General features: G+C 41.4%; 10 protein-coding genes and 2 pseudogenes. 11 read left to right on the plus strand and 1 reads right to left on the minus strand.

Annotated features, from left to right (window positions below):
- Nucleotides 1-192: 192 nt before the first annotated feature.
- Nucleotides 193-1,026 carry a 3-methyl-2-oxobutanoate hydroxymethyltransferase gene (gene panB / locus DEAC_RS17130; RefSeq protein ID WP_047811296.1) on the minus strand — a complete coding sequence of 278 codons (834 nt, stop codon included), beginning with the start codon at nt 1,024-1,026 and terminating at the stop codon, nt 193-195.
- 563 nt (nt 1,027-1,589) lie between these two features.
- Between panB and DEAC_RS17135 the strand changes: the two genes are divergently transcribed.
- The 11 genes and pseudogenes from DEAC_RS17135 (at nt 1,590) to DEAC_RS17180 (ending at nt 13,793) form a co-directional block, all read left to right on the plus strand.
- Nucleotides 1,590-5,042 (plus strand): pyruvate carboxylase, encoded by a 3,453-nt coding sequence (locus DEAC_RS17135; RefSeq protein ID WP_047811297.1) that lies wholly within the window; start codon nt 1,590-1,592, stop codon nt 5,040-5,042.
- 273 nt (nt 5,043-5,315) lie between these two features.
- Nucleotides 5,316-5,690, plus strand: a complete 375-nt coding sequence (locus DEAC_RS17140; protein ID WP_047811298.1) for a BlaI/MecI/CopY family transcriptional regulator — start codon at nt 5,316-5,318, stop codon at nt 5,688-5,690.
- A gap of 53 nt (nt 5,691-5,743) precedes the next feature.
- Nucleotides 5,744-6,664, plus strand: a pseudogene (locus DEAC_RS24815) (M56 family metallopeptidase); the annotation flags it as partial.
- Nucleotides 6,665-6,835: 171 nt separating this feature from the next.
- Nucleotides 6,836-7,528: pseudogene (locus DEAC_RS24820) on the plus strand (phosphodiester glycosidase family protein); the annotation flags it as partial.
- Between the two features lie 10 nt (nt 7,529-7,538).
- The gene (locus DEAC_RS17150; RefSeq protein WP_083996250.1) at nt 7,539-8,510 is read left to right on the plus strand and encodes a phosphodiester glycosidase family protein; all 972 of its coding nucleotides are present in this window, start codon (nt 7,539-7,541) and stop codon (nt 8,508-8,510) included.
- A 43-nt stretch (nt 8,511-8,553) separates the two neighbouring features.
- Nucleotides 8,554-9,819, plus strand: coding sequence for a hypothetical protein (locus DEAC_RS17155; RefSeq protein ID WP_047811301.1), 1,266 nt, complete (start codon nt 8,554-8,556; stop codon nt 9,817-9,819).
- A 144-nt stretch (nt 9,820-9,963) separates the two neighbouring features.
- Nucleotides 9,964-10,446 (plus strand): cytochrome c3 family protein, encoded by a 483-nt coding sequence (locus DEAC_RS17160; protein ID WP_047811302.1) that lies wholly within the window; start codon nt 9,964-9,966, stop codon nt 10,444-10,446.
- A gap of 411 nt (nt 10,447-10,857) precedes the next feature.
- The gene (locus DEAC_RS17165) at nt 10,858-11,055 is read left to right on the plus strand and encodes a helix-turn-helix transcriptional regulator (RefSeq protein WP_047811303.1); all 198 of its coding nucleotides are present in this window, start codon (nt 10,858-10,860) and stop codon (nt 11,053-11,055) included.
- Nucleotides 11,056-11,057: 2 nt separating this feature from the next.
- Nucleotides 11,058-11,486: a hypothetical protein gene (locus DEAC_RS17170; RefSeq protein ID WP_047811304.1), complete on the plus strand. Its 429-nt coding sequence runs from the start codon at nt 11,058-11,060 to the stop codon at nt 11,484-11,486.
- Nucleotides 11,487-11,625: 139 nt separating this feature from the next.
- Nucleotides 11,626-11,904: a hypothetical protein gene (locus tag DEAC_RS17175; protein WP_047811305.1), complete on the plus strand. Its 279-nt coding sequence runs from the start codon at nt 11,626-11,628 to the stop codon at nt 11,902-11,904.
- 152 nt (nt 11,905-12,056) lie between these two features.
- Complete coding sequence (locus DEAC_RS17180; protein ID WP_047811306.1) at nt 12,057-13,793, plus strand: cell wall-binding repeat-containing protein; 1,737 nt, start codon at nt 12,057-12,059, stop codon at nt 13,791-13,793.
- The last annotated feature ends 141 nt before the right edge of the window (nt 13,794-13,934 follow it).

The raw sequence follows: 13,934 nt of genomic DNA on the forward strand, positions 1-13,934 counted from the left end.
TTTAACGCCCTCACTTACAAGAAGGGGGAGTCTTAAAAACTGGATAAATGTGAAAATGCTGATTCCCTTCCATTATGAACGGGGAATCAGCATTTTCTTAAAGTTGATGATTAAAAATCGTAAAATTCTTACATTTTGATGGCCATATGACGTCATCCTTGTCTCGTAATAGGGAAAAACAGACAGCGTTTATTACCTGCCGCCATAAAGTGTTTTTAATTGCTCGTCGTTCATCGTAAAACTATGTTGATCATCGGGGAAAAGTTCACTTCGTACTTCTTTAACGTATGTCTGTATGCCGTCAACAATTTGTTTGTTTATAGCCGCATAGGGTTTAACAAACTTGGAAACGCGTTCCACACCATAGGTGAGGACGTCATGGTAGACAAGGACTTGTCCGTCTGTATGCACTCCCGCACCAATCCCGATAGTAGGAATCGTTACAGATGATGAAATTTCCTCGGCGAGCTGTTTGGGAACGCATTCGAGGACAATCGCAAATGCTCCTGCTTCCTGACATCGTTTTGCATCCTCGAGTAGTTTTCTGGCGCTTTCAACGTCTTTTCCTTGTACTTTAAATCCGCCCAGGACTCCTACTGATTGCGGAGTAAGTCCCAGATGAGCAACAACTGGAATACCGGCTTTAACAAGTGCTTCGATGTGTAAAAGTACTCCATCAGCGCCTTCCACTTTTACCGCCTGGGCACCGGTTTCCTGGATAAGCCTTGCTCCGTTTAAGAGTGTATCCCTAACAGATAGATGATAGCTCATAAAGGGCATGTCCACGACAAGAAACGTGTTACTAGCACCGCGTTTTGCTGCCTTTGCATGATGAATCATGTCCTCCATGGTCACATAAATTGTTGAATCATAACCAAGAACAACATTGCCAAGGGAATCACCAACGAGAATCATGTCCACATCTGCCAGCTCAGCTTGTTTAGCGGATGGATAATCATAAGCCGTCAGCATGACAATTTTCTTTCTTTGCCGTTTCATTTCCAAGAAGTCTGTTGTTGATTTCATAATTCTTCCTCCTTTTTTCAGGAGAGGCGAGAAAACAAGTTAATTAAAAAAAGTTCCTAAGCCAGAAGGAACTTTTTTACATAACAGTTTTATCCCTCTGTCCTTGCCTGTAGCAGGTCTAGGCAGAACCATTTAAATTGTCAAAGTTCCATAGGTGCAGTTCAAATGATACCGCCCAAAATGAGTATATCAGGTTATATTTCTCTTGACTATGGTTGTTTGGTTATTTTTGAGGTTTTCCAACGCATTCTCTTTAATCCTGGTATATAATAAGGCTTATATTTAATCAGAAAAGAGATTCATCCATGTCAAGGGCAGCTAATAATTTCAATGTATTAATACATCGAAATTAATTTTATGTTACTATAGATCATAGTGTTGCTAAATTGATCTGTTCAAGAGCAGAAAATAATGTAAGCGAGTGAACTATAAAGTATAATAGTTAAGTGCTTGTTAATCAAATCAAGATAGATGTATTGCCAAAACTCGCTGTTGAACTGCCTCGATAGGATCTAAGATAACAAACATAGTAAGATAACAAACATAGATGGAGGAAAACAGTCATGGGTAATTTTAAAAGAGTGATGGTCGCCAATCGAGGTGAAATTGCCATTAGGGTATTTAGAGCCTGTAATGAACTGGGAATAAGAACTGTAGCAATATACTCCAACGAAGATAAATATTCTCTCTTCAGAAGCAAGGCTGATGAAGCTTATCTTATCGGCGAAGGCAGAAGCCCTGTTGATGCTTATTTGAATATTGAGGAGATCATCAGTTTGGCAATTAAGAAGGGTGTGGATGCTATTCATCCAGGATACGGCTTCTTGTCGGAAAACCCTGAATTTGCTAAACGATGTGAGCAGGAAGGTATTGAGTTCATTGGACCAACTGCGGAGATGATGGAGCAGTTGGGGGACAAGATTACGTCAAAGATTGTTGCCAAGAACGTCGGTGTTCCGATCATTCCTGGTTATGAGAGAGACATTAAAACTGTGAATGAGGCAGGAGTTCATACAGCAGAATGTGGTTACCCCTTGATGCTTAAGGCAGCTGCCGGAGGCGGCGGAAGGGGAATGCGTATTGTCAGAAATGAGAGCGAGTTGGAGTCTGCTTTCTTAAGTGCCAAAAGTGAAGCTAAAAAAGCCTTTGGTATTGATCATATCTTTATGGAAAAATTCATCGAGAAACCGAAGCATGTTGAGGTGCAGGTCCTTGGCGATAAGTACGGTAACATAGTTCACATGTTTGAACGTGATTGTTCAATCCAGAGAAGGCATCAGAAGGTCGTGGAATTTACGCCGGCTTTTTCTATCCCTCAGGAAATCCGAAACAATATTTACCGGGATGCCCTGAAGATTGCTCGGGCCGTAAATTATAGGAGCGCGGGAACCTTGGAATTCCTGGTCGATAATCAGGGGAATTATTATTTCATTGAAATGAATCCGCGGATTCAGGTTGAACATACGGTTACGGAGATGGTGACAGGGATAGACATTGTTCAAGCCCAAATTAAGATCGCCCAAGGATATGCTTTGAATTCTCCTGAGATCGGGATAAACTCCCAGGAGGACATTAAACTCAATGGGTATTCCATTCAATGCCGAATCACAACCGAAGACCCTGCCAATAATTTCGCTCCCGATACAGGGAAGATTGAATCATACAGGACTGGTTCGGGATTTGGGATCAGGCTGGATGGCGGCAACGGATTTACAGGGGCTGAAATCAGCCCTTATTATGACAGCCTCCTCGTTAAGAATATCTCTTGGTCCAGGAGCTTCCAGGATGCCATTAAAAAATCCATTCGTTCAATTACTGAAACTCAGATTACAGGCGTGAAGACGAATATCGGTTTTCTGATTAACGTCCTCAACCATCCGCAGTTTATGCAGGGTGAGTGCCATACTGGTTTCATCGAGGAAAATCCTGACCTGATCTCGTTCACGCATAAGACTGATGACGAAAGCCGGCTTTTGAAATTTCTTGGCAATGTCGTTGTTAATGAGACGATGGGGATAAAACTGCAATACGATGTCCCTAAGGTACCGCAGATTCATGATGTTAGTCCGAACGATCTGAGCGGGACCAGACAGATCCTTGATACTCAAGGCGCTGAGGGACTTGTTAACTGGGTAAACGCCCAAAAGAAGGTGCTGCTTACCGACACGACCATGAGGGATGCACATCAATCGCTGATGGCGACAAGAGTTAGAACGAAAGATATGATCAAGATCGCCAAGGCAACTTCTGTTTTGGGCAAGGATTTATTTTCTCTGGAAATGTGGGGAGGCGCAACGTTTGATGTGGCCTACAGGTTCCTGAAGGAATCTCCCTGGGAAAGGCTGGAGCAACTGAGAAAAAGAATTCCAAACGTTCTGTTCCAGATGCTCATAAGAGGTGCGAATGGGGTAGGCTATAAGAATTATCCGGACAATGTCATCAGAGAATTTATTAAAGAGTCAGCGCTTGCGGGCATAGATGTTTTTAGGATCTTCGACTCTCTAAATGAGTTGAGAGGCATGGAGATTTCCATTGATGAAGTATTAAAGAACGGGAAAATTGCCGAAGCCTGCATTTGTTACACGGGAGATATCCTTAATAGCCGGAAAGAAAAATATAACTTGGATTATTATATTAAGCTGGCGAAAGAGATCGAAAAAACCGGTGCCCATATTCTCTGCATCAAAGACATGTCAGCTCTTCTGAAGCCCCATGCGGCCCATAAGTTGGTCAGCGCCTTGAAAAGTGAGATCGGAATGCCTATCCATCTTCATACCCATGATACTACGGGTAACGGGGTAGCTACGGTTCTTATGGCTGTGGAAGCAGGTGTAGATATTGTCGATACTGCCTTTAACAGCATGTCAGGTTTGACGAGTCAACCAGCCATGAATTCTATTGCTGCGGCACTTAAAAATACGGAAAGAGACCCTGGGATTGACCTGCAAGGAATTCAAAAAGTATCTGATTACTGGGAAGCAGTGCGGCCGGTATACGGCAAGTTTGAGTCGGGTTTGAGGTCTGGATCGGCCGAGATCTACAAATATGAGATTCCTGGAGGCCAGTACTCTAACCTTAAGCCTCAAGTTGAAAGCTTCGGACTTGGTCATAAGTTCAATGAGATTAAAGAAATGTATAAAAAAGTGAACGGGATGTTGGGGGATATTGTAAAAGTCACTCCTTCATCTAAAGTTGTTGGGGACTTCGCCATATTTATGGTTCAAAATCTCCTCACCCCAGAGAATATTTATGAAAAAGCCAAGAATATGACATTTCCTGATTCCGTCGTAGCCTATTTCAAAGGTATGATAGGCCAGCCTATGGGGGGATTCCCTGAAAAACTTCAGGAGCTGGTCTTAAAGGGAGAACGACCGATAACAGAACGTCCCGGTGAACTCCTTCCGGCTGAGGATTTTGACGAGATCTTTAAATATTTAAGAGATAAATATGGTTTTGAACCAACGAAGAAAGATATTCTGAGCTATGCTTTATATCCGGAAGTGTTTGAAGGATTCTTGAAAGTTATGGCTGAATATGGAGATTTGAGCAGGCTTGGAAGTGATGTCTTTTTCCATGGTCTTAGTGAAGGGGAAATTATCGAGGCTGAGGTTGCTGAAGGAAGAAGCTTGATGATTAAGCTTCGTTCCCTTGAGAAACCAGATCTGGAAGGATATCGAACTCTCGTGTTTGAAGTCAACAGGAATCGAAGAGAAATTAAAATCAAGGACAAGAACTGGAACAACAGTAACCCTCTCACTCAGTCGGGCGAATATAGTTTGACGGAAATGGCAGATCCTGAAAATAAAAACGAAATAGGTTCCCCTATTCCGGGGACTGTTGTGACATTGATGGTTAAAGAAGGAGACAAGGTTACGGAAAACCAAACTCTTGTGGTTATCGAAGCCATGAAAATGGAAACAAGAATAACCAGTTCCTCCGCAGGGATCGTCAGCTCAGTCAATATTAAAGAAGGACAGCAAGTCAAAGCCGGAGAACTTCTTATTGTTATAAAATAGCTGGTAAGGGAAAGTTCCTCTCTTATTCTCTAAAACCCACCCCAAAGGCCTCTGCCACACTGTGCAGAGGCCTTTAGCTTTACCCACTAATTAATCAGACAAAATAGATCCTTATTCTGTCTTCCTTGACTTAAGTGTTGATTGTAAACGAAAATTCTCCTTAAATTTATTGACAATATTAGTTTACAAATGTAATATAATTATCAACTACACATGTAAACCTTACGCGCGATCTTAAACTACCTAACGCTAAGAAAGGATGTTGTTATATTAATGAACAAAATACCTAATATATCAGATGCCGAGTGGGAAGTTATGAAGATCTGTTGGTTATCGGCGCCATGCAGTGCCAATGAGATCGTAAAGTCCTTAGAACAATCGACGAATTGGAAACCGAACACAATTAAGACTTTAATCGGGAGGCTTGTAAAAAAGGGAGCCCTTGCTTTTAAAGAAGAAGGAAGATCTTATAGCTACTATCCACTGATAACTGAGGAAGAATGCATTAAAGCTGAGAGTAAGTCTTTCCTGACACGTGTTTTTGGCGGCGCTTTAAAGCCGATGCTTGTCACCTTTCTTAAGGAGGAAAAACTCTCTCAAGTTGAAATTGAAGAACTAAAGCAACTCCTTGAAATAAGGGAGGAATGAAGATGCTGTTGCAACAACTGGTGAATTATCTCAGCCTTTTTAACTGGGTTATGATGATTTCTGCCAAAGCGAGCATCTTTGTGATTTTATTGTTAGGGGTAAAGTTTGCCCTCAGAGCTAAACTAGGAGTTCGCTATCACTATATGCTCTGGTCAGTTTTACTTATCGGTTTGCTGTTGCCTTGGACACCCGCTAGTTCTGTTAGTGTTTACAATTTTCTCGATTTTTCTCAATTACAGCAAAGTATTGCAGCAATCTTTAACCAGTCACATCAACTCGATTATGAAAAGAAAGAAGTACAATCTCATTTAGACAATACTCCTGTAGCCGTAAGCACAGACAATAAGGCGATATCGACAGCGACGGCACAGAGGTCAAGTAATGGTGTTCCCATTATTATTCAACTAATATACATAGATTGGTTCTCCGGAGTTTTGCTTTTATCAGTCCTTACTGTTATTAGTAACAAACAGTTTTCCGCAAAAATCGGAAATGAATTAATAACCGACGAAAGACTGCTTTCGAATTTTAATAACCTCAAATTGAAATTGAAAATAGATACAGAAATTCCCTTGGTTAGAACAAGATATGTGCAGAGCCCAGCCTTATTTGGCTTATTCCGTCCGCGTATATTATTACCCTTTGGTTTTGAACAAACATTTAATTCAGAACAAATAAACTATATTTTATTACATGAGTTAGTGCACTTTAAACGAAAAGATCTATGGGTAAATTGGATAGCACGGTTATTGGTCACAATTCATTGGTTTAACCCTTTACTATGGTATGCCTATTTTCGAATGAAGGAAGACCAGGAGATGGCCTGTGATGCCAGAGCGATATCTCGTATCACCCCTGAGCAGGCCAACGATTATGCATATACCTTGATCAAATTGGCTGAGACATACTCTTCAGCTCCTCGAATGGCCTGTATAGCAAGTTTAGGCGGCTCAAAGTCTCAGATTAAGAAAAGACTTCTAATGATCGCTAAGCCTAAAAAGACTTCGGTTAACTGGTTATTGCTGAGTGTTGTAGTTATAGGTGTGATAGCCTTTACGACCTTCACCAGTCCCAAAGTAAGTGCGGAGCCAATATACAATCAAAACGCCAATAATAGGCAGATAGATGGGACAGCAAAGGCTATCGACTCAAGTTCGGGAATTACAATCGAGGATATAACAGGTCCAACCTATAGGGGCAAAGTGATGCTGATTCAAGACCCCAAACGGGTTAAATTGGCAGTTACTAAGAATATTGGGATCACAGGAGAAAGGGTCAGTGATTTCGTTAAAGACACGGGAGCAATCGCCGGAATTAATGCCGGAGGCTTCTATGATCCTGATGGCAAGGGTAATGGAGCGATTCCCGATGGGATAACGCTGCAGGATGGAAAAATAGTCTCTAACAATATAGGAGACAAGGCTGTTAACATTGCCGGGTTTGATAAGCAGGGGAAACTTGTTCTTGGCCGCATGACTGCAAAACAATTACAGGATAATAACATGCGTGAAGCGGTAACCTTTAGCCCCAATCTGATGGTTAACGGCAAAGTAGTGATTGCTGGAGACGGCGGCTGGGGAATTGCTCCCAGGACAGGCATTGGGCAAAGGGCGGATGGAACGGTTATTTTTGTTGTCATTGACGGCCGCCAACCCTCATGGAGCCTGGGAGCGACTTTGGGCGATCTGGCCAAAGTCTTTGAAAATTATCATGCGGTCAATGCTGTAAATCTTGATGGCGGCTCCTCTTCAGAAATGTTCTTTCAGGGCAAGGTTCAGAACCGGCTTTGGAATGTTTTTGGTGAACGTTATCTTGCTACGGCTTTTGTCGTAAAGTAAAGGAGGCATTATGTGGAAGAAAAGAAAGATACGCCTAACTAAGATTGTTGGCTTTATTATTTTTAACGTCCTTTTTACGGTGCTCCTTGCCCCTTTTATCACGTTCTGGGGGCCTTTTGAAGCCACTAAAACAATAGCTGTGGGGTCTGTTCTAACGTCACGCCACCCTCAGGTTGTTAAGGCCTTTCTCTCTGATCAGGAAATTAGCGATATTGTAAACAATTATAATAATTCAAACCTGAACTCGAATACCCCAGTTCAGAGTGCCGTGACCGATACCTCTGCTGGAATCACAATAGAAACGATTACCGGCAAGACGTTCAAAGGCAAAGTCATGCTCATCAAGGATCCTAAACGGATAAAAGTTGCTGTGACTAAAGATTTAGGTGTTAAAGGGGAACGGGTGAGCGACTTTGTGAAAGATACGGGGGCTGTCGCCGGAATTAATGGCGGAGGGTTTTGTGATCCTAACGGTGCGGGAAACGGGGGATTTCCGGATGGGTTAACCGTACATAAGGGGGAGATTGTCCAAAACAACATCGGCAGCAATAGCACAGACATTGTAGCTTTGGATAAGGAAGGCAAACTGATTGTCGGACAAATTATGGCAGATGAAGTTAAAAAGAAAAATATTCAGGAAGCGGTGTTTTTCTGGCCTCCTTTAATCCAAGATGGAAAACGCTGTGAATTTAAGGACTCAGAATGGGGAATAGGGCCTCGCACAGCAATCGGACAGAAAGAAGATGGCACGATTATCTTGGTTGTCATTGACGGACGTCAGCCGCTTTGGAGTTTAGGGGCCAAAATGAGTGACCTCTACAATCTGTTCAGAGATTATGGGGCAGTCAATGCGGCTAATCTGGATGGCGGTTCTTCTTCAGAGCTCTTCTATAATGGAAAAGTGCTTAATAAACTCTGGGATTGGGCCGGTGAACGTTATCTGCCAACTGCCTTTGTGGTTATGCCGAAGGACAGCAAATAATGACCTTTAAATTTTAAACACTGACCCCAAAGGAGAATAAGGCATGAACAAGAAACTGCGTACCCTAATTGTCTGGATAGTCGTTTCCCTTATCCTGCAATTTGGAGGGTACTCTTTGTTAAACAAGCAAATGGAACAAGTTTTGGGAACGTCAGGTACAGATAATGAACCAGCCATAACGACCAAGTTTGAAGCAACGGTCCCGGGTACGGGGTTATCTAATATCCAGGTTTCTTATGCCAAAGATTATGTTGCGTATATGGAAAATAATGTACTGAAGGTTTTTAATCTAAAAAAGGGAACCATTGTGTTTGAAAAAAAACCGCCCTCAGCTCAAGATCAAACATTAGGGGTTCTTAATTACCAATGGCTGCCGGATCGCAATATTTTGCTTTATTTTTATGCCCGAAAAAACCCCAATGCTGTTACGACTGTAAAAGTCTATCCGGCCAAGTCTGAAGTTTCAACGCTTACAATTTCGCCCAATACCGAAGACCCTAAGCAAGAAAAAGCAGTTCCCAAGACATCACTTCAGCCAAAACTGGAAAAACGGTATGGTAATCCTCAGCTTACGGAACTATATTCTTTAGAACTTCCGGATAGTGATGAAGATGCAGCCCCGGATGATCGTTTGAATCCGTTTGAGAGCGGCAGTAAAGAGTTCCCTGCAGGCGGAAAAATCGAAAACTTTGTTGTTTCACCAGTTACAAATTTGATGTATCTGACCGTGAAGACAGGTTCCAAGCAGCAGCTTATGAAGATAGATGTGATGAAAAAGGTTAGTATTCTAAGTCAATCACAAGAACAAATCGATAATATGGCTGCCTCTGACCGCTATGGAACCCTTTATATTGATAGTAAGATAGGTGCGCTTCAACAGATCACAGCAATCCAATATGATACTGCTTTGCAAAAGAACAAACGTTATACTATCACTAAAAATACTTCAGATCGAATCCTCGGTGTCAGAAAAGGAAAAGTCTATATCGGAGAAGTAAAGAACAATCAACTTGTAAAGATAAAAACTACGAATGACCTTCCAGATGTTAAAGAAAACCCTTCTTTAACAACCGAATGGGAAGGTTCGATTCCCTTCAACTCAAATACACATGCGATTATAGGTGTTGATGGACAACTAATTGTCTGCAATAATCAGAAAGCCTATGTTGTTAGAGATGGACATCTTAAAGAGGTCACATTGCAGGGGGATGAAAATTATTGTTCCGCTGATGGAGCTGAGCTTATCCAGTTGAAAAAGAAAGGCACTTCAACTTTAGTCAAATTGCAGCCATTAGAGCAATTGCCTTAGTTTCTGTAAAGGATGTATCCCGAAGAACCTATTTACCAGCAAACTGTAGATGATATTATGACTTAAAATGTCTCAAAGTCAATTCATTAAAATAATTATTTTCTCACATACTACCAAAAAAGAAAACTGCCGGAGAGTAAAACTATGTGGAAAAAAATTATTTTAAGTGCTGCCTTTACGTTTGTTGGCTTATATGCTTTGTTTCAAGTCGGTTATTATGCTACCTCAACTCCACCCTTTTGTGGTTCATGTCATGAGGTGAATAAATACTTAATCTCATGGCAAACGTCTGCCCACAAAGACGTAAACTGTCTGGACTGTCATCAACCACGAGGAGAGCTGGGAAAAGTTCAGGCCAAGGCGCGGGGTCTAAATTACGTATTCCAACATTTCAGCGGCGATTATACGATTCCTACCCAGGCAATTGTATCCGATCAAAATTGCCTTCAATGTCATCTAGGGGATGATAAGTCATTTCCTAATGCAGCTAAACTCAAAAACACTCCCCGAGTAGATCATTATCAGACCATAAAAAAAGCCCAATCCTGTTTAGATTGCCATCGAGCAACCGGCCATGATGTCGACATCTATTTGACACGTGATTTAAAAGGCGTAAAGCAATTATAGTCTGGCCTCTGGCGCCATTCTTACGAGGTGTCGCAAAACGAATTTGATTAGTTCGTGGAGCGACACCCTTTTTATGCTTCAAAATAAATAAGCGTTGCCAATTTGTCCAGTTTTAAGGCCTCCACTTTTTAAGTGGGGGGGATCCTTCGTAAACTTCAGGTGGGGTAAAGTCCCCGCCTGAAGCCCCGATGTTCATCTTTAGCTGAACGAGTTCACTTTGAAGTTATTAATACCAGAGGATGATTCCGTTCAACTGCAAAGCCATATTTGGGATAGATCAAATTTTTACTAAGCATTATACAGGACTTTATTTAGGCATAATGGTAAAGTTAACTTTACATCTGACAGGATTCGCGTTATCATAGCTTATACGGAAAGTGTCCTTTACAATTTATGTTTGGAGGCATGTTCTTGAAAAATAAACTTGAAGAAATCAGAAGAGAACGCGGAATTACACAGGAAGAACTTGCTGATAGATTGGAAGTATCTAGACAGACAATTAGTTCTTTGGAAAATGGCCGTTATAACCCGTCGATCATGTTGGCCTTTAAGATTGCTCATTTCTTTAATCTGAGTATCGAAGAGATATTTTTCTATGAGGGGGAGTAGAAGTGAAGAAAGGTAAATTGTGGTTATATGCTTTTTTAACAGTCGCAGGAGCCGTCCTGTTTTATGTGGGAGAATTTGTTTTGGTCAGTGAAGCAGTAAAACAACTTTCTGGGTTGGGCATTGGGCTTGGCGCAGCTTTGTTTTGTCTCGGAATAGGAAAGTTTTTTGATGATCTTTTGGTATCAAAGACCGAAGGTGAAACAAGGAAACACAGAATAGCCATTGAACGTAATGATGAACGAAATATACGCTTAAAAGAAAAGGTTGGTGCTAAAGTCAATCAAGTGTTGATTTATCTCTTAAGTATTTTGGTTTTGACCTTAAGTTTTATGGGAGCAAAGAGTGTCATTATCCTGATGGTTGCAGCGATTATAGTTATTCAATTGTTTTTAGCAATTTTTCTTTTTTATTATTATGGGAAGAGAATGTAAGGATAAGTTCACAATTATCATAGATTGGCGACTTGTCTCATAGTCATAACTAATATACTTTTCTTCATCCAATTGTGAGAATCCCGCTTCAAGTGGGAGTGGTTCCTTGGCAGAATGATTAAAAAGTAGGAGGGGCGTTATGACTAAAGAGCAAGAAATCCTCGATTTTCTGGAAGTCAATTTATTTAACCCTATTTTGCAATCACCAACTTCTTCAGAACGGTTTAAGAAAGCGACTCGTGGTTTGCGTTTACGAATGAAACAGAGAGATGCTCAAGGGATGATACAGTATTTCTGGAATACAGTTATCGATACTAAGACGAAGCAGGCAAATTACGGGCGTTTGCTTGAAAATGAGGGATTTTCTGAGTTCGAGGAGGTTGTTGCCAACTTTCGGGTTCGTTTTAGAGAATTGTAGGCAGCAAAACTCTCTACTGGAATAATATACCAAATTCGTTCAAATAGGACACGTTCGTCGTTTAAAAGTGCATCAGCAGCATGCTCACTTCGACACTCTTCATTTCTTCAGCATGAGATAATTATCTCGATAATTGAAGGAGTGAGTATTTGATGAGCAAAAAGATGATCGCGTCTATCATTATCGTTTGTAACACAATGATGGCAGGGTTCCCGGTTTATGCTGCAACGAATAATTCAAGTTCGGATATTAGTATGTCACAAAGTGTTAAGATGAATCGTTTAGCTGGGAAGACAAAATATGAGACAGCCAAGGCCATTTCAGAGTATTATTGCAGCGGCAAAGTGGATCATGTTATTCTGGCAACAGGAAATAACTTTGCTGACGGAATTTCAGCAAGCGTATTGGCTCATACTAAAGAAGCTCCTATACTCTTAGTTAATTCAACTGTTGAGAATTCGCAAGATGCCTTTGACTATATTCGCCAACATCTTGATCCCTCTGGAACAGTTTATATTATTGGGGGGGTGGGAATTATTGGGGATGAGTTTGAAACTGAACTTAATGAACTAGGATTTGCCCAAATTGTACGAATTGCCGGTTTAGATCGCTATGATACATCATACCGCATAGCTGAATCTCTTCATACTACAACGGGATCATCCGTTGTAATTTCATCAGGTGAAGACTATTCCGATGCGTTAAGTATTTCGAGCTTTGCTGCTAATAAAGACTGGCCAATTCTTTTGTCACCTGCCAAGGAACTCCCTGAACAGTTGAGAAATTATTTGCGGGAACTAAAACCGGCGAAAGTTTTTGTTACTGGCGGAGAAGTTCTAATCTCGAATAATATAATCTCCGAAATCAGCGATCTTCTGCCTGGGGCAAGTATCGAGCGGTTAATGGGGCAATCACGATTTGATACCAATGTGATTATTGCTAAAACTTTTGCGACCAATCCGGCAACGGTCTATCTCGCCAACGGTTATGGCTTTGCAGATGCCCTGGCCGGAAGTACGGTGGCTGCTCAAAAGGGCGAACCCATAATTATGGTTGATCCTTCCATCCCTACATTGCCCAAAGCAACAGCCGGCTACTTTGAGAATTTTTGTGCGAATAACCTAAGTCCCGATTTAGTTGCCTTTGGCGGAAGCGGAGTGGTATCAGACGAAATAATGGCAAACTCAAAACGTTTGATTTCAGGAGCAGTGAAAGGTACGAGTATCTATTCCATAGCTGACCTTAATCAAACAGTAACCCAAAATGAAAGTTATTCTTTACCCACAACAGTCCCCGCAAAACTCTATAATAGTGATACAGAGAATCTGCCTGTCCAGTGGAATCCGCAGACGATTGATACCAGTAAAGTAGGTACCACAGTTTACACTGGGGTTATCAATGGTTTTGCAAATACTATAAAACTTAACCTTACTGTCCGGGAACCATTGCCGATCGCCCAATATACGACCTACTTTGATCCTGGCTTGGCCAATAGAACGGAGAACATTCGCTTGGCAGCGAAAGCACTTGATGGGAAACTTTTAGCGCCTGGAGAACGGTTTTCCTTCAATAAAAGTGTCGGAGAACGAACTGCTGAAGCGGGGTATAAAGAAGCTCTGATTATAGAAGGAAATTCTTTTACTCCTGGACTTGGCGGAGGGGTTTGTCAAGTTTCCTCCACACTGTATAACGCGGTAATTCTTGCAGGCTTACAAATTATTGAACGACATCGCCATACTTTGCCCATCAGTTACGTACCGCCTGGGCAAGACGCAACTGTAGCTTACCCAGAACTTGATTTTAAGTTTAGAAATAATACTGCAGCTTCTATTTTAATTCGTAGTTTTGTTGGAGATAATTCTTTAACGTTCAAGCTTTATAAGAAGTAAAACGTAAAACTTCCTGTCTACACTTTGTTAAGAATGAAAACTCTAAACAACCTCACCGCTTAAATCGGTGAGGTTGTTTGTTTGAGAAGCAAGCTTTTTCTTAGAGCTTGCTTTATCTTGCTTACTGTTTCTCTTGAGGCT

The organism is Desulfosporosinus acididurans (genome assembly GCF_001029285.1).
GTDB classification, from domain to species: domain Bacteria; phylum Bacillota; class Desulfitobacteriia; order Desulfitobacteriales; family Desulfitobacteriaceae; genus Desulfosporosinus; species Desulfosporosinus acididurans.

Coding starts and splice junctions, on each gene's coding strand:
- panB (WP_047811296.1), bottom strand. CDS start 1,026: ATGAAATCAACAACAGACTTCTTGGAAATGAAACGGCAAAGAAAGAAA.
- DEAC_RS17135 (WP_047811297.1), top strand. CDS start 1,590: ATGGGTAATTTTAAAAGAGTGATGGTCGCCAATCGAGGTGAAATTGCC.
- DEAC_RS17140 (WP_047811298.1), top strand. CDS start 5,316: ATGAACAAAATACCTAATATATCAGATGCCGAGTGGGAAGTTATGAAG.
- DEAC_RS17150 (WP_083996250.1), top strand. CDS start 7,539: ATGTGGAAGAAAAGAAAGATACGCCTAACTAAGATTGTTGGCTTTATT.
- DEAC_RS17155 (WP_047811301.1), top strand. CDS start 8,554: ATGAACAAGAAACTGCGTACCCTAATTGTCTGGATAGTCGTTTCCCTT.
- DEAC_RS17160 (WP_047811302.1), top strand. CDS start 9,964: ATGTGGAAAAAAATTATTTTAAGTGCTGCCTTTACGTTTGTTGGCTTA.
- DEAC_RS17175 (WP_047811305.1), top strand. CDS start 11,626: ATGACTAAAGAGCAAGAAATCCTCGATTTTCTGGAAGTCAATTTATTT.
- DEAC_RS17180 (WP_047811306.1), top strand. CDS start 12,057: ATGAGCAAAAAGATGATCGCGTCTATCATTATCGTTTGTAACACAATG.